Origin of the sequence: Streptomyces populi, from assembly GCF_002911015.1 — a bacterium.
Classification (GTDB): Bacteria; Actinomycetota; Actinomycetes; order Streptomycetales; family Streptomycetaceae; genus Streptomyces; species Streptomyces populi.
Genome location: NZ_KZ626866.1, coordinates 37,366 through 56,753, shown reverse-complemented (window position 1 = coordinate 56,753; position 19,388 = coordinate 37,366). Strand labels below are relative to the sequence as shown.

Sequence of the window (19,388 nt, the reverse complement as noted above, 5' to 3'; positions counted from 1 at the left end):
GCTCAGTCGATCCCGTAGCACGCCCCGATGCCCGCGACGATCAGCGCGAGCCCTTCCTCGAAGTGCCGTTCGTAGTTCTCGAAGATCTCCGCGCCCGCCGCGGCCGACAGGGGGAAGTCGGCCATGCGGCGGGCGCGTTCCTCCATGTCGTACCCCTCGCGACGCTCGCCCGGCAGCGGCTGGACGCCCTGCTCCTCGGTGACGAAGCCGATCGTGTACGCGTACGTGGTGGAGGTCGCGCGCACCGCCTGCGTCAGGGTGAATCCCGCCTCGGTGAAGAGCGTCAGCGTCCGCTCCATCTCGACGGCGTGCAGGGTGCCCGTGAAGCGTGAACCGCTGAAGACCTTGGCGCCGTCGCGGTAGCCCAGCAGGGCGGCGCGCAGTCCGCGGTTGACCGCGAGCAGCCGCTCGCGCCAGTCGGCGCCCCCCGCCGCCCCGGGGGTGTCGACCATCCGGCGGTACATCTCCGTGGCCATCTCGTCGAGCAGTTCCTGCTTGTTCTTGAAATGCCAGTAGAGCGCCGGCGCCTGGACGTCCAGCTCCTTGGCGATGGCCCGCAGGGTGAGGCCGTCGAGGCCCGTCTCGTTGAGCAGCCGCAGCGCCGTACCGACGACCTGCTTCTTGTCCAGCTTGGGGGACCGCTGAGGTCTCTGGGTAGCCACGCTTGACAGTTTAACGCCGTTAAGGGCATGCTCGCGGCATGGAACTTAACAGCGTTAAGGAAGGGGTCGTGGACATGACTTCAGAAGCCGGTGCGACCGTGGACGTGGACGTACTCGTCGTCGGCGCGGGTCCGACCGGGCTCGCCCTCGGTGTCGACCTCGCGCGGCGGGGCGTGGACGCGCTCGTCGTCGAGCGGGGCGAGGGGCTGGCGCCGGGATCGCGCGGCAAGGGACTCCAGCCGCGCACCATGGAGGTCCTCGACGACCTCGGCGTCCTCGACGAGATCCGCGCGGCGGGCGGCGACTACCCGGTCGGGATGATCTGGCAGGACGGCCGCCGGGCCGGCGAGCACCGGATGTTCGACCCGGCCGAGCCGACCGAGGACTCGCCGTACAACGCGCCGTGGATGGTGCCGCAGTGGCGTACGCAGGAGATCCTGCACGCACGGCTGACCGGGCTCGGGGGCCGGGTCGCCTTCGGCCGCGAGGTGGTCGCGGTCGCCCAGGACGAGGACGGGGCGACCGTGGAGTTCGCTTCCGGCCCGCCGGTCCGGGCCCGGTACGTCGTCGCCGCCGACGGCGGCCGTTCCGCGGTGCGGCACGCGCTCGGGATCGCCATGACCGGCGAGACCGTCGACCCGGACCCGGTCCTCGTCGCGGACGTGCGGATCACCGGGCTGGACCGCGACAACTGGCACCTCTTCCCGCCGCGCGAGGACACCGGCGGCGGCTTCATGGCGGTCTGCCCGCTGGCCGGCACCGAGGACTTCCAGCTCGTGGCGCAGTTCCCGGACGGGACGCCGGTCGACGTCTCCCCCGACGGCGTGCGCAAGGTGTTCGCCACCCGGTCGCACCTGGCCGCCGACGCGGTGACCGAGGTGCGCTGGGTCTCGGACTTCCGGCCGCGCGCGGCGCTCGCGGACCGCTTCCGCGCCGGGCGGTTCTTCCTGGCCGGGGACGCGGCGCACATCCACTCCCCGGCCGGCGGCCAGGGGCTCAACACCAGCGTCCAGGACGCCTACAACCTGGGCTGGAAGCTCGCCGCGGTCCTCGGCGGCGAGGCTCCCGCGTCCCTCCTCGACACCTACGAGGAGGAGCGTCGGCCGGTCGCCGCCGACGTGCTCGGCCTGTCCACGAGGATCCACCGCGGGGAGGCCCGCCGCGGCGGGGAGACCCGTCAGCTCGGCCTCGGCTACCGCAGCTCCTCCCTCGCGGTGGAGACCCGTGCGGACCTGCCGGAGGAGGCGCTGCGCGCGGGCGACCGCGCCCCCGACGGGACCGTGGACGGCGTACGCCTCTTCGACCTGTTCCGGGGAGCGCACTGGACGCTGCTCACGGTCGGCGCGGACGCCGAACCGCCGGTACTGCCCGGCGTCCGCACCGCGCGGATCGGGTCGTACGAGTGGTACGGGACCGGGGTCTTCCTCGTCCGTCCCGACGGGTACGTGGGATGGGCGGGCACCGACGCGCGGGACCTGCGGGAGTACGCGGCCCGGGTGGGCCTGGACGCCGGCTGACCTGCCGGGACAGGCCCTAGGCGCTGGCGAGCGTGAGCTTGACCGCGAAGCCGAGGAAGAGGGCGCCCGCGGCGGTCGTGGCACCGGCGGAGAGGCGCTTGCGGCGGCGGAAGGCCGACGCGAGGCGCGTACCGCTGAAGATCAGCGCGGTCAGATAGAGCACGCTCGCGAGCTGGGCGAAGGCGCCGAGCACGACGAAGGAGAGGGCCGGGTAGGCATAGCCCGGGTCGACGAACTGAACGAAGAAGGCGACGAAGAACAGGATCGCCTTCGGGTTGAACAGACTGATCACCAGCGCCCGCCGGAACGGCCGCTCCCCCGCCACCGGCTCGGTCTCCACGCTCTCGGCGACCGGATCCCGCCGGGCCCGCCACATAGCCCGGGCGGCCCGCAGCATCCCGACCGCCAGCCAGGTCAGATAGCCCGCACCGGCGTACTTCACGATGCCGAACAGCACGGCGTTCGCCTGGAGCAGCGAGGCCACACCGGCGGCCGACAGGGTCATCAGCACGGTGTCCCCGCACCACACGCCCGCGGCGGCGGTATATCCGGTCCGCACACCCCGGCGGGCGGCGACGGACAGCACGTACAGCGAGTTCGGTCCCGGCAGCAGGACGATCAGGACGAGGCCCGCGAGATAGGTGGGGAGATCGATGACACCAAGCATGGGAGGGAGTGTCGCACGGGGTCGCGACATCACGACCGACTGTCTCGCCGTTCAGTCGCCGTCGAGGAGGGTGTCCACCGGCAGGTCCAGGTCGACACCGATGGACACGGGGACCGGGACGCTCTGGCCCCGCTCGTAGCGCTCGGGCGCCGGGTACTTGCCGTTGACCGGATCCTGGTACAGCAGGACCTCGTCGTGCTTGCGGTCGACGACGACGTAGACGGGGACACCGGCCTCGGCATAGCACTCGACCTTGGGGCCGAGGTCGTCGGACCAGTTCGACGAGGTCACCTCGACAACCAGGCGGAAGACGTTCGGCGCGTAGCAGTTCCGCTGGACGAGGGCGTCCCGGAAGTCCTCGTCGACGATCGAGAAGTCGGGGATGGCGAAGTCGGCGGGCAGGGTGGGCAGCCAGAGGCCGACGCTCTGGACGTACTCGAGTCCCGCCTCCACGATTCCTGCTCGGTCGAAAGCCCTGCCCAGCTTGGTCAGCGACAGCGCGTGCGAGCCGTCCGGCGGTGGTGTCGCAGTCAGCCTCCCCTGGAGAATCTCCACGCGGTGCCCAGGCAGTGCACGGGAGAGCAGGTCGGCGGCCTCGCCCAACGTCAGCTCGTGTTGCAGTACGGCCACGGCGTCCTCCCTTTCAGGGGTCACTCTCCCTGGGCGTAGCCGGGGCCGTGCGACTTCCACCCCCGATCACTCGCACGAGGGAAGCTCCCGGCTCAGAAGGCATCCGGCGCAGAAGACGGCCGGTTCAGAAGGCATCCGACGGCACGTACGTCCCCCAGATCTCGCGCAGGGCGTCGCAGACCTCGCCGACCGTCGCGCGGGCGCGCAGGGCCTCCTTCATCGGGTACAGGACGTTGTCCGTGCCCTCGGCGGCCTTCTTCAGGGCGGCGAGGGCGGTGTCGACGGCCTCCTGGTCGCGCTCGGCGCGGAGCCGGGCGAGGCGTTCGGCCTGCTGGACCTCGATGGCCGGGTCGACGCGCAGCGGCTCGTAGGGCTCCTCCGCGTCGAGCTGGAAGCGGTTGACGCCGACCACCACCCGCTCGCCCGAGTCGGTCTCCTGGGCGATGCGGTAGGCGGAGCGCTCGATCTCGCCCTTCTGGAAGCCCTGTTCGATGGCTTCGACGGCGCCGCCGAGGTCCTCGACCCGCTCCATGAGGGCGACGGCCGCCGCCTCGACGTCGTCGGTCATCCGCTCGACGACGTACGAGCCGGCGAAGGGGTCGACCGTCGCCGTCACGTCCGTCTCGTACGCGAGGACCTGCTGGGTGCGCAGTGCCAGTCGCGCGGACTTGTCGGTGGGCAGCGCGATGGCCTCGTCGAAGGAGTTGGTGTGCAGCGACTGGGTACCGCCGAGGACCGCGGCGAGGCCCTGGACCGCGACCCGGACGAGGTTCACCTCCGGCTGCTGCGCGGTGAGCTGGACGCCCGCCGTCTGCGTGTGGAAGCGCAGCATCAGCGACTTGGGGTTCTTCGCGCCGAACTCGTCCCGCATCACCCGGGCCCAGATGCGCCTGGCGGCACGGAACTTGGCGACCTCCTCCAGGATCGTCGTACGGGCGACGAAGAAGAAGGAGAGGCGGGGGGCGAAGTCGTCGACGTCCATGCCGGCGGCGACGGCCGTGCGGACGTACTCGATGCCGTCGGCGAGCGTGAACGCGATCTCCTGCGCGGGCGAGGCGCCCGCCTCGGCCATGTGGTAGCCCGAGATCGAGATCGTGTTCCACTTCGGGATCTCGGCCCCGCAGTACTTGAAGATGTCCGCGATCAGCCGCAGGGACGGCTTGGGCGGGAAGATGTACGTCCCACGGGCGATGTACTCCTTGAGGACGTCGTTCTGGATCGTTCCCGTCAACTGTTCGGCGGGGACGCCCTGTTCCTCGCCGACCAGCTGGTACATCAGCAGCAGCAGGGCCGCCGGCGCGTTGATCGTCATCGAGGTGGAGACCTTGTCCAGCGGGATCCCGCCGAACAGGACGCGCATGTCGTCGACCGAGTCGACGGCGACACCGACCTTGCCGACCTCGCCGTGCGCGAGGGGGGCGTCCGAGTCGTGGCCCATCTGGGTGGGCAGGTCGAAGGCGACGGACAGGCCCGTCGTGCCGTGGGCGATGAGCTGCCGGTAGCGGGCGTTGGACTCCACGGCCGTGCCGAACCCCGCGTACTGCCGCATGGTCCAGGGGCGGCCCGTGTACATCGACGGGTACACGCCGCGGGTGAAGGGGTACGCGCCCGGCGCGCCGAGCTTCTCGGCCGGGTCCCAGCCCTCCAGGGTCTCGGGGCCGTAGACCGGCTCGACGGGCAGTCCGGACTCGGATTCGCGCGTCATTGCTGTGCCTCCCGTGAAGCGGCCCGATGGCAGGGATGCGCCCTCGGCGACGGACTGTAGCGGCCGGGGCGCACCCGGTGGAGGGACCCGCGCCGGGACCTTGCTCACATACTCGTCCGCCGGTCCGCTTCCCGCCCCTTGTCGCCGCGGGGCGGCTCGTTCCATGGTTCTCTTCCACCGTGCCGCCCCGTTCGCAACCGGTCACCCGCGGGGAGCATCTCAGGTGACACGACGGCGGGACGGGGGACCTGATGTGCACGACAGGACGGGTGAAACAGGGGTCGGGATGCGTACGACTGGCTTGAAGAGGTCGCTGGCCGCGCTCGCGGCGCTCGCCGTGGTGAGCGGCTGCACGGCGAACGCCGTGGACGCACGGGGGAGGAAGCCGCCGGTGCGCGTCGAGGGTTCGGCCGGCGCGAAGGGGAAGGACGACGGCAAGGCCGTCTCCCCCTCGAAGGACGGGGGCGGCGCGTCCGGCTCCGCGGGCGCGGGGAAGGACGGCGGCAAGCCCGCCGCCGAGCCCGCCGAGGTCCTCTGGTCCAGGGGCGACCGGGGCGACGACATCCGCAGGGCGCAGGCCCGGCTGCACCAGGTCGCCTGGCTGATCACTCCGCCGACGGGGACGTACGACGCCCGGACGGTCGCGGCCGTGAAGGGGTTCCAGGGCAAGCGGGGGCTGCCACGCACCGGCGATCTGGACACCGTCACCTGGCAGCGGCTGCGCCGCATGACGCACGAACCGGCCGCCTGGGAGCTGTACCCCTACGGCGGGCAGCCGGCCGCGAAGCCCGACCCGCGCTGCATGACGGGCCGTGTGCTGTGCATCAGCAAGACGAGCCGCACGCTGCGTTGGATGATCGACGGCAGGACGGTCTCGAAGATGGACGTCCGGTTCGGCTCGCAGTACACGCCCACCCGCGAAGGCGTGTTCAGCGTCTACTTCAAGTCACGCCACCATGTGTCGACGATCTATCACACGTCGATGCCGTACGCGATGTTCTTCAGCGGTGGCCAAGCGGTGCACTATTCCTCGGACTTCGCGGCCCGCGGCTACTACGGCGCCTCGCACGGCTGCGTCAACGTGCGGGACGAGGGCAAGGTCGCGGCGCTGTTCGCGCAGGTCCGCACGGGTGACAAGGTCGTCGTCTCCTGGTGACCGAGCCCTCTGCCGGGCGGGTGAGGCGAAGGAGTGTGGGGCGCGGGCGGGACCGGGGGAACGTGTCCCACCCGCGCCAGTTGCACGAAGCCGTGGGTACGGGGGGAACCCCGGCTCTGTGCGACGGCCGATGACCAGTCGGCTCACCACGTACTGCGTCGTGGCCGCCGAAAACGTCACACCCATCCGATAAAAATTTCAACGAAATGCAAAAGTGCAGGTCAGAGCGGTTTCGGGCTCGACGGCGAGGACCACGTCGGCGCGACCGGCAGGAGCGGGGTCAGCGCCCGGCGCAGCGCGGACGGGGTGTCGGCGCCGTCGCCCCCGGGGTCGTTGCCGTCCGGCCCTATGTGGTGGCCGTCGCCGTCACCGCCGCCCGGGTCCCCCTGATCGCCCTGGCCGGAGTCCTGTCCCGTCCCCTGTCCGCCGCCGGCGCCCGCTCCGTCACCGCCGTCTCCGCCCGGTCCGCGGCCGAGGACACCCGAGCAGTACAGCCTCACCCGGGCGCCGCCGCCCGCCACGTGCTCCAGGACGCGCCTGCGGTCCGCCTCGAGGTCCCTGCCGTCGAGGACGTCACGGCAGTACGAACGCGTACGGGCCCACCACTCGCGGGTGCGGTCGGTGTTCCCGGTGGGGCCGGGAGTCGGCAGGCCACTCGCGTGGTCGGGGCCCGTGGACGGGGAGGTGTCCCCGGACGGTTCGCCCGACGGGCCGTCAGTCTCCGGCACCACGGGGCCGTTTCCGCCGGAGACCCCGGGCGAGGGTGAGGGCGAGGGCGATGCGAGCGGACGCTCCGGGGTCCGTACCGCCGTGGCCGAGGCCGCGGGACCCGGGTGTTCACGGGTGAACGGCGTCGGCAGCACTCCGGTTCCGGCCGCGACGGCGACCCCGCCGACCATCCCGACGGCCAGCACCGCGGCGATCCCGAACCGGGTGGGCCGTCCCCAGCGCGTCCGGCGTCCGTGCGCGGCGGGACGTCCGATCCGCACGAGACCGGCGTCCGCGGCATGCGCGCCGGACCGCGCGCGACCGCGGTGTCCGAACTGCGCGGCAGCACCGTCCCCGTCCGCGCGCGCCTTGCGGAAAGCGGCCAACGCGGCCGCCTCGCCCGGGAGTTCGTCGCTGCTCGGCTCGGGTCCGGCGGCCAGTGCGCCGAGGGCCTCGGTGAGGCGGTCCACCTGGTCACGCGTGCCGGGGTCGACGGCTTCCAGCGGCTCCCCGTTCAGCAGACGCTCCGCGGCGTCCCGGTCCAGCCACCCGTACTGCTCGTCGGCCATCACATGTCCTTCTGCGCCCGCGAACGCGTATGCGTCACACCGGCGGACGTCACCGCGCGGGTGCGCGAACCTCGTTGCGGGGGGACGGCGTCGAGCGCGCCGGCGGATTCCGGATCCGTGCCGAGCAGCTCCGCGAGTCGTTTCAGACCTCGGTGCGCCGCCGTGCGGACGGCTCCGGGGCGCTTGCCGAGGGTCTCGGCGGCCGTCTTGGCGTCGAGACCGACCACGACACGCAGGACGACGGCCTCCGCCTGGTCCTGCGGGAGCTGCGCGATGAGCGAGAGGGTGCTGCCGGTGGACAGCGCCTCCATCGCCTCGGTCGCGGTGTCGGACTCGGCGGCCTTGCCGGTCAGTTCGGTCTCGTCGCCGCCTATCGCGGGACGGCGGCCGCGCATCCGTATGTGGTCCAGCGCGCGGTTGCGGGCGATCCTCGCCGCCCAGCCGCGGAAACGGTCCGCGTCCCCGCTGAAGCGCTCCAGGTCACGGGCGATCTGGAGCCAGGCCTCGGACGTGACGTCCTCCGCGTCCGGCTCGCCCACCAGCGTCCGCACGTATCCGAGCAGGCGTGGGTGCACCGCCCGGTACACGGTCCGGAAGGCGGTCTCGTCCCCGTTCTGTGCGGCAAGCACCGCGGCGGTCAGCTCCGCGTCGTCCCCCAGCACCCCCGCGCTCCTCTTTGCGCCTCGGCCGGCACCGCTCTCGCGGACCGGGTTCTCGTCGTCGTGCGTTCCTCGGTGGACGCTTGTGGTCCCAGGTCCGCGTGGTCGTGGTCTTCGGCCCCACACGGTTCCGGTCTCGGGTCCCACGTGGTCGCGGTCCGGGGATCCGCGCAGCCGTGGTCCCCGGTCCCTCGTGGTCGCGGTCGTCCTCTCTCCGCACCGGCGCGAAAGGCACGTTACGGCCTGAAACAGCTCCCCGTCCATGTTCGTACAACGCGCAACTACATGGTGACCGTGCGAGGTGTGACACAAAACGCAGTCCCGGCGCTGTAGAGAGTACGGGTCGCCGCGCGGCCCGTGCCGCGCGACGGTCGGGGCCTCTCCTGTGGGGGGTGGCGGCCCCGGCCGTTGCCATCGGCGGGGGCGTTCGCCGGGCCCCCGGAACCCGGCCCGGTCCGGCCGTCGCAGGCCGCCTGGCGCCTACCGCCCGTTCCCGGACCTCGCCGGCTTCGGCGTCGTGGCCGGGCCGCCCGGAGCCGACGCCCCGTCCGCCTTTCCCGTCTTCCCCGCCTTCTCCGCGCCCCTCGCGTTTTCCGAACGCTTCACGCCTTTCGCGCCCTTCGCGCCCTTCGTGGCGGTGGACGCGGCCAGTCGCCGGGCGCAGAACGCCTCGACCTCGTCCTCGCCGCCCGCGGCCGTGACGAGCCGCTGCCAGGCCCGCGAGTCCAGGGCACCGCCCCGGTCCCGCACCGACGCGTACGCACGGCAGTGGGCCTCGGTGTCCCGGTCCCCCGGCGGACGGACCGCGGGGGCGGCCGGGGCCGGGGAACCGGGACCGGTCGGCGGCGGGGACCCGGGGGACCGGTCCGGGACGCCGCCGGAGGGACGGACCGCGACCCGGTCCCGGTGCCCGGTGTCGTCGCGCGAGACCGGACCGATGGCCGCGACGGCGACGCCGCCCAGCGTCAGACCGGCCAGCAGCACGGCGAGCGCGGCCCGCAGCGAACGGCCCGGCCGCCCCCGTTCCTTCGGGCGCCAGTCGTCCCGCCGCCGGGTGCGCGTGGTGTGCGCGCCGCCGTCCCGCGCGGCCCGGAAGGCGGCCACGGCCCGTGTCCGCGCCTCGGGGTCGTCCGCCCGGCCGCGCATCGCCGCGGCGAGGAGCTCCTCCAGAGGAGGCCGCCCGTCTCCGGGCTCCGACGGAGGGGCGACGCGGGGGCCGGGGGGCGCGCCGTCGCCGGCGTGCCGTTCGCCCGTGCCGGGTCGCGCATCCGGTTCCCTGTGCGGTTCCACGTCCGGTTCCATCTCCGCCTGCCGCTCCGCCCTGCAACTCCGCGCCGTACCAGGACTCCGCTCCGCGCTCCACGCCGTACAACGGCCTCGCCCCACGCGCCGGCCCGCCGTCGTGGAACGGCACTCCGCCACGGCACGCCCCGGCCGCGCACGGCGGGCCGGCGCCGTGCGGCAGCCGTCCTCAGGGCGACGGCCGTCCGCCGTGCACCATCCGTACACCGGTCGACTTCCTTCCGCCGTACGACGATGCCGTTCCGGACGACGGCGGGACGCCGGCCGTTCCGGACCTACTGTTCACCCCGAATCCCCCAGCGTCCGGGACTCCTCATCCGTCACACCCGCGACGCCGAGCTGGCGCGCGAGCCGCTTCAGACCCCGGTGGGCGGAGGTGCGCACCGCTCCGGGGCGTTTGCCGAGCACGCGTGCCGCGGCCGGCCCGTCGAGGCCTACGACCACCCGCAGGAGCACGGCCTCGGCCTGGTCGCGCGGCAGCCCCGCGACCAGTTCCAGGGCGTACTCGGTCGACAGGGTCTCCAGCGCCTCGTCCTGCGTGCTGTGCCTGCCGGGCAGGTCCAGCGCGTCCTGTTCGAGGGCGGTCCCCCGGGGCCGTACCCGCAGCCGCCGCAGATGGTCCAGTGCCCGGTGCCGGGCGATGGTCGCGGTCCAGCCGCGGAACCCCGCGCCGTCCCCCCGGAACCGTCCCAGGTCCCGGGCGATCTCCAGCCAGGCGTCGGACGCCACGTCCTCGGCGTCGTCGCCGACGATGCCGCGCAGATAGCCCAGCAGTCCGGGCTGCACGATCCGGTACGCGGCCGCGAAGGCGACCTCGTCCCCCTCCTGCGCCCGCGCCACGGCCACGCCCAGTTCCGCGTCGTACGGCTGCGCGCGGCGGGGTTCCCCTCCCTGGCCCAACACTGTCCTCGTTCGCACCGAGTTCGCCCGAATGTGCCCTGCCGGCGCGGACGTCCGCGCCGACACCCCCATGGTCATCAGCGTCGGCCCCCGAGGAAATGTCACAGCGCGTCAGACGCTCGGGTCCGGCCGGGACGGGGGCGGACGAGGACGCCGCCGGGCGAGGGCGGCGCGGCCCGCGGGCCCCCGCGAAGCCCTCAGCGGGTGGCCTCGCGGCACAGCAGGCGCAGGGAGCCGTCGCCCGCGTAGCACCGGCGGGCCTCTTCGATCGGGTCCCACAGCCGTCCGTCGGGTGTACGCAGCCAGTGCTCGCCACCGGTCTCCCACCACTCGGCACCGGAGTGGCGGACGACGACCTCACCGGCGTACGCCCCGAATCCGCGCAGCACGCTCTCGACGGCGGCGTAGGGGGCGCCGTCCCGGCGTATCTCGTCGATCACGCGGTCGACGCGCCACAGGCTCTGTGCCGAGTAGTCGAGGCGCAGCCGGGCGCCCTCGCGCATGGTCGCGACCGTGTCGGCCGCCCAGCGAACGGGCTTCGTCGCAGCTGAGGGCCGCGTTGCCTGAGTTGCTTTCACACCCGGTAGAGCGCGACGGCGGCCGGATTCGTCACGCGTCCGGGCAGGGGTTCGCGACACCGGCCCAGGACCGCCATCTCGACCCCGGGATCCTCACAGGAAACCCTCAGGAACGAGGTTTGGAGGGCGCGCCGGAGCAGTACCGCCTCCGGCGCGCCCTCGCCGCCCTCGTGTGTCCGTCCCTGTTCTAGGACCGTCCGCGCGCCCTGCGCGAGACCACCGCCCGCAGCACGCGCCGCCCCTCCGTCGACGTGTCCAGGGCGAGCCGCAGGCCGCCCTTCCCGTGCTCGGCGAGCAGTTCCAGGATGACCTCCTGGCGGCGCAGTTCGGCGGCGACGAGCGGGGACATGCCCTCGGTGCGCCCCTCACGGCGTGCCGTCACGCACGCCTCCGCGTCGTCGGCGTGGTCGAGGAACCGGTGCGCCTGCAGCGCCGCCACCGAGCAGGCGTCCGACCAGACCCGCAGCTCGTCCTCGGAGGGCTTCGCGGGGACGGCTTCGAGCATTCCGCGGGCGAGCTCGGCGGCGTGGTCCTCGTCGGTCACGGCCGGCTCGGTGTCCTCCGCGTCCAGCTTGGCGCGCGCCTCCTCCAGCCGCGCCCCCCACTCGGCCCACGGGTCCGCCTCGGACAGGCTCGCCCACAACGGCCGCAGGACGTCGTCGTCCCCGCCGAGGAGCGGCACGCACCGATCCAAACAAGCCAGACCGCTCGCCGCCAGACCTCGCTCGTCGGCCTGAGCGACCAGTTCCACCAGACTCATCACGACTCCCTCGAAATGCCTCGACAGGGCGCCCATGCCTTACGGAGCCCGCACTTCCCCTTACTGCGTGCAACGGAGCAGGAGTGTCACAGTGCGGACCCACCTTGCCGGTCGGACGGCTGGATGAACAGGTTTTCAGCCAAATATCCGCCCACGGACGTGCACGAATCCGGCGCGCCCCGCCTTTCGTCAGACCCCGGCGACGGCCGGACCGGCGTGCGCCTTGCGGTCCTGCATCCGGGTCAGCCGGACGACGACGACGATCGCCAGGGCCGCGCTCACGATGTCGACGGCGTCGGCGAACAGCGTCTGGAGGGCGGCGTCCTGGGTCGCGTCGGCGGTCTCGGCCTTGTTCATGGCGGAGGAGGCGATACGGTCGACCGCCACCCTGAGGATCCAGAACGCCCACCAGACGCCGACGATCCTCTGCCCGGCCGGTTCGCCGGCGGGGCGGCTCGCGTCCCATATCTCCCCCATGATCCGGCGCGGACGCACCAGGTTCACGAACGGGACGAACCACCCCCACCTGGCCCAGGACCGGGAGTAGGTGTGCCCGAAGGGGTTGAAGACCTCGGCGTTGACCCGCACCCGCATGAACCAGATCAGATAGACGACGGCGGTCGCCACCAGGGCGGCCACCTGGGCGACACCCGCGGCGGCGTCGAGCGCGTCCGCCCGGTCGGCCCGCTGCGCGAGGGCGTCGAGGGACCCACCGCCCGCGAGGGCGTTCCGGATGTCGCCCGCCACGCCGTACAGCGTGTAGTCCGCCCAGACGGCGAAGAGGTCCGTGGCGATCACCAGGCCGAGCAGCGCGGCCACGGCCTTTCCGAGTCCGACGGGTGAGCGCAGCGTGGCGGGACCGTTCGGCGGGGGGAGCGGCGGGAGCGGCGCGAGGGGAAGCCCGGACGGGTTCCCCTGCGCGACGGCCCGGGCCGGCGCGGGCCCCTCCGGCGCGGGCTGCTGCGGTGTTGACGGCACGGTCATGAGACCCCCCAGATCTGCCGCCACGGCACGGTGACGGCACGAGAAACCGGACGCCCCCCTCCCCAGAGGTCGCGCCCGGTACGTAGACAAGTAAGGGGAAGGTAAGGTTCCAGATGCCCTCGCGTCCAGTCCTCGCCGACGAGCGATCACCGGCGCGGGGACCGGCCCGCCCGCCGACGGTGACCCGCTCAGCCCAGCCGGTCCGCCAGCGCCTTGAACCCGGTCCAGGACTCGGACGGCTTGCGCGAGTCCCACAGCTTCTGGGTCAGGGCGCGCAGCGGCATACGGATGCCCGCCGCGACCTGGTCCTGGGTCTGCGCGTTCGAGAGGTCGCACCAGACGGCGAAGGACCCGCCGAGGATCCGGGAGTCGTACTTCGCGGGGACCGGCGTGGTTCCGCGCAGGACGAGCGGGGTCCACTGTTCGTAGATGCGCTGTCCGGTCGGGTAGACGAAGGTCTGGGGTTCACCGAGGACGTAGTACAGGTACTCGTCGTTGTAGTTGACGACCTCGCGGCCCGCGCCCAGGTACTCCACCGGCTGCCGGGCCCCGATCTCCTTGCCGGTCCAGTACCCCACCCGCAGGTCGCCGTCGGCCCGGACGGTGCCCGAGCGGAAGAAGCCGTCGTTCCAGGCCCGCGCCGTGCGGTCATGGCGCTGGACCACCTCGGCGCGGTCGTTGAGCCAGCCGGTCGTGAGGTCGGTGACGCCCGCGCCCGCTCCGTACCTGTCCTTCGCCGCGGCGGCCAGCTGCGGGAAGGACGCCGCCGGGTTCGCCACCGTCAGGGCCTGGTACTCGTCGCCGCCGAGGTGCCAGTCGGCACCGGGGAAGAGACCCGCGTACTCGTCGAGCAGATCGTCGACGATCTTCGCCGCGGCGGGCTTGGAGATGTCGACGGCGCCGCGGACGGGGACGCCCGACACGTTGCGGAGCTGGAGGTCGGGGTGCGCCGCGATGACCGCGCCGAGGTGGCCCGGCGAGTCGATCTCGGGCACGACGGTGATGTGCCGGCTCTCCGCGAGGGCGACGATCCGGCGCACCTCGTCCTTCGTCAGGTGCTGCCGCGACACGATTTCGGGGTGCGTGTCGGACTCGATGCGGAAGCCCTGGTCGTCGGAGAAGTGCAGACCGAGCTGGTTGTACTTCAGGTCCCCGAGCTCGCGCACCCGGTCCTCGATCCAGCCCGCCGTGAAGTGCTTGCGCGCGGTGTCGAGCATGAACCCGCGGACCGGCTTCGCGGGCCGGTCGCGCACGACGCCCTCCGGCGCCGTACCGCCGCCGTGCACCTCCTGCTTGAGGGTGCGCGTGCCGTAGAAGACCCCGGCCTCGGCGGGCCCGGTGACGGTGACCCGGCCGTTCTCGACCTCGAGGGTGTACGACTCCGGGCCCGCCCCGCTCTTGTCGAGGCCCAGTTCGACGTCGCCGGCCCTGGCCGCCGTCCGCCCCGCGTACGTCAGCTTCAGTTCGCCGGCGAGCAGCTCGCCCTCGTCGGCGAGGCCGTCGTCCCGCACGACCACGCGGGCACCGGCGGCCGGACGCCAGCCGGGGCCGCGGGCCGCGGTGTGCTCGCGCACGGCGGGGATGGTGCGGGGCGCCTCGGAGAGGGGGTAGCTCCGGGTCGGTGAGGGACTGGCGGCGGACACGGACCCCGACCGGTCCGCGGACGGCGCCCGCGCTCCGGCCGGCTCGCCGCCCCCGTCGGGCCAGACCGCCACGGCCACCGCGACGGCACCGACGACCGCCAGACCGCCCGCGACGAGCCCGGCCCGCCCGCTCCGCCTCGCCCGCCGCCGCCGCGGCGCGCGCCGCCTGCCACCACTCACTCCGCCACCCTCGTCTCACCGCGCCGCCGTCACGGCACCGCTCCACAGCGCTCGCTCCGCGGCGCTCACCTCACCGCGCCGCTCCACGGCGCCCGTCCCGCCAAGCTCACCACGCCTTGATCATCTTTCCCGCCTCGCTCCACCCCGCCCGTCCGCCACCACGTTCCGCGTCCCGCCACGGCCGCCCGGCGGATTCCGCCACGCCCGCGCCGCCGCCGGACCGCTCCGCCACGGCCTCCGGCCGTTCCGCCGCTCCCGCCCGCCGGGCCGGTCCTCCACCCAGGTGTACTCCCCCTCGGGGGTGTCCACCTCTCCGGAGCACCCCGCCGCACCGGCTCCCCGCCCCACCGCACACTCTGCCCCGGCCGTCGTCCCGACCGTCCACCAGGTGCTCCGAAACTCTCCCGTGCGGGTGAAATCCGGGCATCCGTCGGACAGGTCCCGACACACCTCGATAGCGTGAGTGGCACAGCTTTCACTTCTCCCCCTGCCGAAACACACGTATCGCACGCACGTCGCATTCACGGGACGTCGCGCGTCCCACCCCCACGCCGAGGACCCACGCTGACGTCTCACCGTCTCCCACACCTCCCCGGCCAGGTCGCCCTCCCCGAGCAGAAGAGCGCGGCGCCGTCCCCGGCCCGCCTCGACAGGTTCAACTCCGCACCCGCCGAGGAGGTCACCCGCGCCCTGCTCACCTGCTGCCGCAGCCCGCGCTGGGTCCGCCGCCTGGCCGACCACCGCCCCTACCCGGACCTCGGCGCCCTGCTGGCCGCGGCCGACGAGGCCTCGTACGACCTGACCCCCGCCGACCTGGCCGAAGCACTGGCCGGTGAATCGCTCACACCGCTCCCGGACGGCGCGTACTCCGCCGCCCACACCGCGCTGAGCGCCGCGCACGCGGCGTACGAGAGCAGATTCGGACATGTGTTCGTCATCTGTCTGGACGAATTCACCCCCGGGGAGGCCCTCGATCAGGTGCTCGTGGGGATCCGGTCGCGCCTGGCGAACGATCCCGAGGAGGAACGGGTCGTCACCGCCGACGAGCTGCGCAGACTGGCCCGCGGCCGGCTGGTCCGGCTCGTCCGCCGGTTCGCCTCCGAGCCGCGCCACGCCGACGTGCCCGGCGCCCGGAATAGCCCGAACGTGCCTGATTGATTGCCAGTTTGATCACATTGATAGGGCCGCTGTAAGCGTTCCGACAACACGTCGCTACGATGGCCGGGGCCGGTGGACCGTACCCGGCCGGGCCCGACCGACAGAGAAGCCGGCGCGGCCCCAATCCCCGCTCCCGGAGGGTTCTTCCGTGCCGGCTGGAACGCTGTACCGCGGCCGGGAAGGAATGTGGTCCTGGGTGGCTCATCGAGTCACCGGCGTCCTCATCTTCTTCTTCCTGTTCGTACACGTGCTGGACACCGCTCTCGTCCGTGTCTCCCCCGAGGCGTACGACAAGGTCGTCGCCACGTACAAGACGCCGATCGTCGCGCTGCTGGAGTACGGCCTCGTGGCCGCCATTCTCTTCCACGCGCTCAACGGTCTGCGTGTCATCGCCGTCGACTTCTGGTCCAAGGGCCCGCGCTACCAGAAGCAGATGCTCTGGTCCGTCGTCGGTATCTGGGTCGTGCTGATGTTCGGGGCGCTCTACCCCGTCCTCGGTCACGCATTCCGCGAAGTCTTCGGGAGCTGACGCAGATGTCCACTACTGACACCGCCGCTTCCGGCATCGGCCCCGTCGAGGGCGCCGGAGACCACTCGGCCTACAGCGTCGACAACCCGGCCCCGCTCATCGAGGCCCCGCGCAAGCGCACCAAGAAGACCCCGAAGTCGACCCGCGGCAACTTCGAGATGTACGGCTGGCTCTTCATGCGCCTGTCCGGCATCGTCCTGGTCGTCCTGGTCCTCGGCCACCTGCTGATCCAGCTCGTCCTCGACGGCGGCGTCTCCAAGATCGGCTTCGCCTTCGTGGCCGGCCGCTGGGCGAGCCCGTGGTGGCAGGCCTGGGACCTCGCGATGCTGTGGCTGGCCATGCTGCACGGCTCCAACGGCCTGCGTACCGTCATCAACGACTACGCGGAGCGCACGAACACGCGCCTGTGGCTGAAGGGCCTGCTGTACACCGCCACGGTGTTCACGATCCTGCTGGGCACGCTGGTGATCTTCACCTTCGACCCGAACATCCGCTAGGCACGGGGCTGAGGCAACCACTCATGAAGATCCACAAGTACGACACCGTCATCGTCGGCGCCGGCGGCGCCGGCATGCGCGCCGCCATCGAGGCGACGAAGCGCAGCCGCACCGCCGTGCTGACGAAGCTCTACCCCACCCGCTCCCACACGGGCGCCGCGCAGGGCGGCATGGCCGCCGCGCTCGCCAACGTGGAGGAGGACAACTGGGAGTGGCACACCTTCGACACGGTCAAGGGCGGTGACTACCTGGTCGACCAGGACGCCGCCGAGATCCTGGCGAAGGAGGCCATCGACTCGGTCCTCGACCTGGAGAAGATGGGCCTGCCGTTCAACCGGACGCCCGACGGGACGATCGACCAGCGCCGCTTCGGCGGTCACTCCCGCAACCACGGCGAGGCCCCGGTCCGCCGGTCCTGCTACGCCGCGGACCGCACCGGCCACATGATCCTCCAGACGCTGTACCAGAACTGCGTCAAGGAGGGCGTGGAGTTCTTCAACGAGTTCTACGTCCTCGACCAGCTCATCGTCGAGGTCGACGGGGTCAAGCACTCGGCGGGCGTCGTCGCCTACGAGCTCGCGACCGGCGAGATCCACGTCTTCCAGGCGAAGGCCGTGATCTACGCGTCCGGCGGCACCGGCAAGTTCTTCAAGGTGACCTCCAACGCGCACACCCTGACGGGTGACGGCCAGGCGGCCGTCTACCGCCGCGGGCTGCCGCTGGAGGACATGGAGTTCTTCCAGTTCCACCCGACCGGCATCTGGCGCATGGGCATCCTGCTGACGGAGGGCGCCCGCGGTGAGGGCGGCATCCTCCGCAACAAGGACGGCGAGCGCTTCATGGAGAAGTACGCGCCGGTCATGAAGGACCTCGCGTCCCGTGACGTCGTGTCCCGCTCCATCTACACGGAGATCCGTGAGGGCCGCGGCTGCGGTCCCGAGGGCGACCACGTCTACCTCGACCTCACCCACCTCCCGCCGGAGCAGCTCGACGCCAAGCTGCCCGACATCACGGAGTTCGCGCGCACCTACCTCGGCATCGAGCCCTACACGGACCCGATCCCGATCCAGCCCACCGCGCACTACGCCATGGGCGGCATCCCGACGAACGTCGAGGGTGAGGTCCTCTCGGACAACACCACCGTCGTCCCGGGCCTGTACGCCGCCGGCGAGGTCGCCTGCGTCTCCGTGCACGGCGCCAACCGTCTCGGCACGAACTCGCTCCTGGACATCAACGTCTTCGGACGCCGGGCCGGCATCGCGGCCGCGGAGTACTCGGCGAAGGCCGGCTACGTGGAGCTGCCGGAGAACCCGGCCGAGCAGGTCGTGAACCAGGTCGAGCGCCTGCGCGCCTCCACGGGCACCGAGCGGGTCGCCGAGATCCGCCGGGAGCTCCAGGAGTGCATGGACGCCAACGTGATGGTGTTCCGCACCGAGCAGACGATCAAGACGGCCGTGGAGAAGATCGCGGAGCTCCGCGAGCGCTACAAGAACGTCTCGGTCCAGGACAAGGGCAAGCGGTTCAACACGGACCTGCTGGAGGCCATCGAGCTGGGCAACCTGCTCGACCTGGCCGAGGTCATGGCCGTCTCCGCGCTCGCCCGCAAGGAGTCCCGCGGCGGTCACTACCGCGAGGACTACCCGAACCGCGACGACGTCAACTTCATGCGCCACACCATGGCGTACCGCGAGGTCGGCGAGGACGGCACCGAGTCCATCCGTCTCGACTACAAGCCGGTCGTCCAGACCCGCTACCAGCCGATGGAGCGTAAGTACTGATGGCTACTCCCACCCTGGACAAGGCGGACGCCGCGGGCGCACCCGAGCCCGGTTTCGCCGACTCCCCCTACATCACCGCCACGTTCCGCATCCGCCGGTTCAACCCGGAGGTCTCGGCCGACGCGGTCTGGGAAGACTTCCAGATCCAGATCGACCCCAAGGAGCGTGTCCTCGACGCGCTGCACAAGATCAAGTGGGACGAGGACGGCACGCTCACGTTCCGCCGCTCCTGCGCGCACGGCATCTGCGGGTCGGACGCCATGCGGATCAACGGCAAGAACCGCCTGGCCTGCAAGACGCTGATCAAGGACCTGAACCCCGCGAAGCCGATCACGGTCGAGGCCATCAAGGGCCTGACCGTGCTGAAGGACCTCGTGGTCGACATGGACCCGTTCTTCCAGGCGTACCGCGACGTGATGCCCTTCCTCATCACGAAGGACACCAACGAGCCGACGCGCGAGCGTCTGCAGTCGGCCGAGGACCGCGAGCGGTTCGACGACACCACCAAGTGCATCCTGTGCGCGGCGTGCACGTCGTCCTGCCCGGTGTTCTGGAACGACGGCCAGTACTTCGGTCCGGCCGCCATCGTGAACGCCCACCGCTTCATCTTCGACTCGCGTGACGAGGCCGGGGAGCAGCGCCTGGAGATCCTCAACGACAAGGACGGCGTGTGGCGCTGCCGCACCACGTTCAACTGCACGGACGCCTGCCCGCGCGGTATCGAGGTCACCAAGGCGATCCAGGAAGTCAAGCGCGCGCTGATCACGCGCCGCATCTGAGGTCTTCGCCCTCAGCCTGTACGTCGT

The 19,388-nt window shown here is 72.1% G+C and carries 19 protein-coding genes; 7 read left to right on the top strand and 12 right to left on the bottom strand.

From position 1 onward, the window contains the following. Positions 1-2 precede the first annotated feature (2 nt). Positions 3-662, bottom strand: a complete 660-nt coding sequence (locus tag CW362_RS16270) for a TetR/AcrR family transcriptional regulator C-terminal domain-containing protein (RefSeq protein ID WP_103550174.1) — start codon at positions 660-662, stop codon at positions 3-5. Positions 663-736: 74 nt separating this feature from the next. On the opposite strand from CW362_RS16270, the gene CW362_RS16265 reads away from it, so the two are divergent. After that, positions 737-2,179, top strand: a complete 1,443-nt coding sequence (locus CW362_RS16265; protein ID WP_206300971.1) for an FAD-dependent oxidoreductase — start codon at positions 737-739, stop codon at positions 2,177-2,179. Between the two features lie 16 nt (positions 2,180-2,195). On the opposite strand, the gene leuE is transcribed toward CW362_RS16265, so the two are convergent. The 3 genes from leuE to CW362_RS16250 form a co-directional block, all read right to left on the bottom strand. Then, on the bottom strand, positions 2,196-2,846 hold the full coding sequence (gene leuE, locus CW362_RS16260; RefSeq protein ID WP_103550173.1) for a leucine efflux protein LeuE: 651 nt from the start codon (positions 2,844-2,846) through the stop codon (positions 2,196-2,198). 51 nt (positions 2,847-2,897) lie between these two features. Continuing rightward, a complete protein-coding gene (locus CW362_RS16255) occupies positions 2,898-3,476 on the bottom strand; it encodes a Uma2 family endonuclease (protein WP_103550172.1) in 579 nt (192 codons plus the stop codon). Between the two features lie 124 nt (positions 3,477-3,600). Further along, entirely contained in the window at positions 3,601-5,181 is a 1,581-nt protein-coding gene (locus tag CW362_RS16250) for an acyl-CoA mutase large subunit family protein (protein WP_103550171.1), read from the bottom strand. A 286-nt stretch (positions 5,182-5,467) separates the two neighbouring features. Here CW362_RS16250 and CW362_RS16245 point away from each other — a divergent pair, with 286 nt between their 5' ends. Continuing rightward, positions 5,468-6,337 carry a L,D-transpeptidase family protein gene (locus CW362_RS16245; RefSeq protein ID WP_206300970.1) on the top strand — a complete coding sequence of 290 codons (870 nt, stop codon included), beginning with the start codon at positions 5,468-5,470 and terminating at the stop codon, positions 6,335-6,337. A gap of 221 nt (positions 6,338-6,558) precedes the next feature. Here the strand turns inward: CW362_RS16245 and CW362_RS16240 are convergent, their stop codons facing one another. The 8 genes from CW362_RS16240 to CW362_RS16205 all read right to left on the bottom strand — a co-directional run bounded on the left by CW362_RS16240 (position 6,559) and on the right by CW362_RS16205 (position 14,620). Beyond that, entirely contained in the window at positions 6,559-7,614 is a 1,056-nt protein-coding gene (locus CW362_RS16240) for a hypothetical protein (protein WP_103550170.1), read from the bottom strand. Further along, complete coding sequence (locus CW362_RS16235) at positions 7,614-8,276, bottom strand: RNA polymerase sigma factor (protein WP_103550169.1); 663 nt, start codon at positions 8,274-8,276, stop codon at positions 7,614-7,616. Before CW362_RS16235 ends, CW362_RS16240 begins: the two co-directional genes overlap by 1 nt. A 477-nt stretch (positions 8,277-8,753) precedes the next feature. After that, complete coding sequence (locus CW362_RS16230; RefSeq protein WP_162684098.1) at positions 8,754-9,563, bottom strand: hypothetical protein; 810 nt, start codon at positions 9,561-9,563, stop codon at positions 8,754-8,756. A gap of 294 nt (positions 9,564-9,857) precedes the next feature. Then, complete coding sequence (locus CW362_RS16225) at positions 9,858-10,475, bottom strand: RNA polymerase sigma factor (protein WP_162684097.1); 618 nt, start codon at positions 10,473-10,475, stop codon at positions 9,858-9,860. 197 nt (positions 10,476-10,672) lie between these two features. Beyond that, complete coding sequence (locus tag CW362_RS16220) at positions 10,673-11,053, bottom strand: hypothetical protein (RefSeq protein ID WP_103550167.1); 381 nt, start codon at positions 11,051-11,053, stop codon at positions 10,673-10,675. Positions 11,054-11,240: 187 nt separating this feature from the next. Then, positions 11,241-11,813, bottom strand: coding sequence for a hypothetical protein (locus tag CW362_RS16215; RefSeq protein WP_103550219.1), 573 nt, complete (start codon positions 11,811-11,813; stop codon positions 11,241-11,243). A 189-nt stretch (positions 11,814-12,002) separates the two neighbouring features. Further along, positions 12,003-12,797, bottom strand: coding sequence for a DUF4328 domain-containing protein (locus CW362_RS16210; protein ID WP_103550166.1), 795 nt, complete (start codon positions 12,795-12,797; stop codon positions 12,003-12,005). Between the two features lie 188 nt (positions 12,798-12,985). Then, positions 12,986-14,620: a beta-N-acetylhexosaminidase gene (locus tag CW362_RS16205; protein WP_103550165.1), complete on the bottom strand. Its 1,635-nt coding sequence runs from the start codon at positions 14,618-14,620 to the stop codon at positions 12,986-12,988. Between the two features lie 519 nt (positions 14,621-15,139). Between CW362_RS16205 and CW362_RS16200 the strand changes: the two genes are divergently transcribed. The 5 genes from CW362_RS16200 (at position 15,140) to CW362_RS16180 (ending at position 19,361) form a co-directional block, all read left to right on the top strand. After that, a complete protein-coding gene (locus CW362_RS16200; RefSeq protein WP_103550218.1) occupies positions 15,140-15,778 on the top strand; it encodes a 2-oxo-4-hydroxy-4-carboxy-5-ureidoimidazoline decarboxylase in 639 nt (212 codons plus the stop codon). Between the two features lie 148 nt (positions 15,779-15,926). Next, complete coding sequence (sdhC, locus tag CW362_RS16195) at positions 15,927-16,307, top strand: succinate dehydrogenase, cytochrome b556 subunit (RefSeq protein ID WP_103550164.1); 381 nt, start codon at positions 15,927-15,929, stop codon at positions 16,305-16,307. Positions 16,308-16,312: 5 nt separating this feature from the next. Next, on the top strand, positions 16,313-16,804 hold the full coding sequence (locus CW362_RS16190; protein WP_103550163.1) for a succinate dehydrogenase hydrophobic membrane anchor subunit: 492 nt from the start codon (positions 16,313-16,315) through the stop codon (positions 16,802-16,804). A gap of 23 nt (positions 16,805-16,827) precedes the next feature. Further along, positions 16,828-18,582, top strand: coding sequence for a succinate dehydrogenase flavoprotein subunit (gene sdhA / locus CW362_RS16185; RefSeq protein WP_103550162.1), 1,755 nt, complete (start codon positions 16,828-16,830; stop codon positions 18,580-18,582). Next, entirely contained in the window at positions 18,582-19,361 is a 780-nt protein-coding gene (locus tag CW362_RS16180; protein ID WP_103550161.1) for a succinate dehydrogenase iron-sulfur subunit, read from the top strand. Before sdhA ends, CW362_RS16180 begins: the two co-directional genes overlap by 1 nt. The last annotated feature ends 27 nt before the right edge of the window (positions 19,362-19,388 follow it).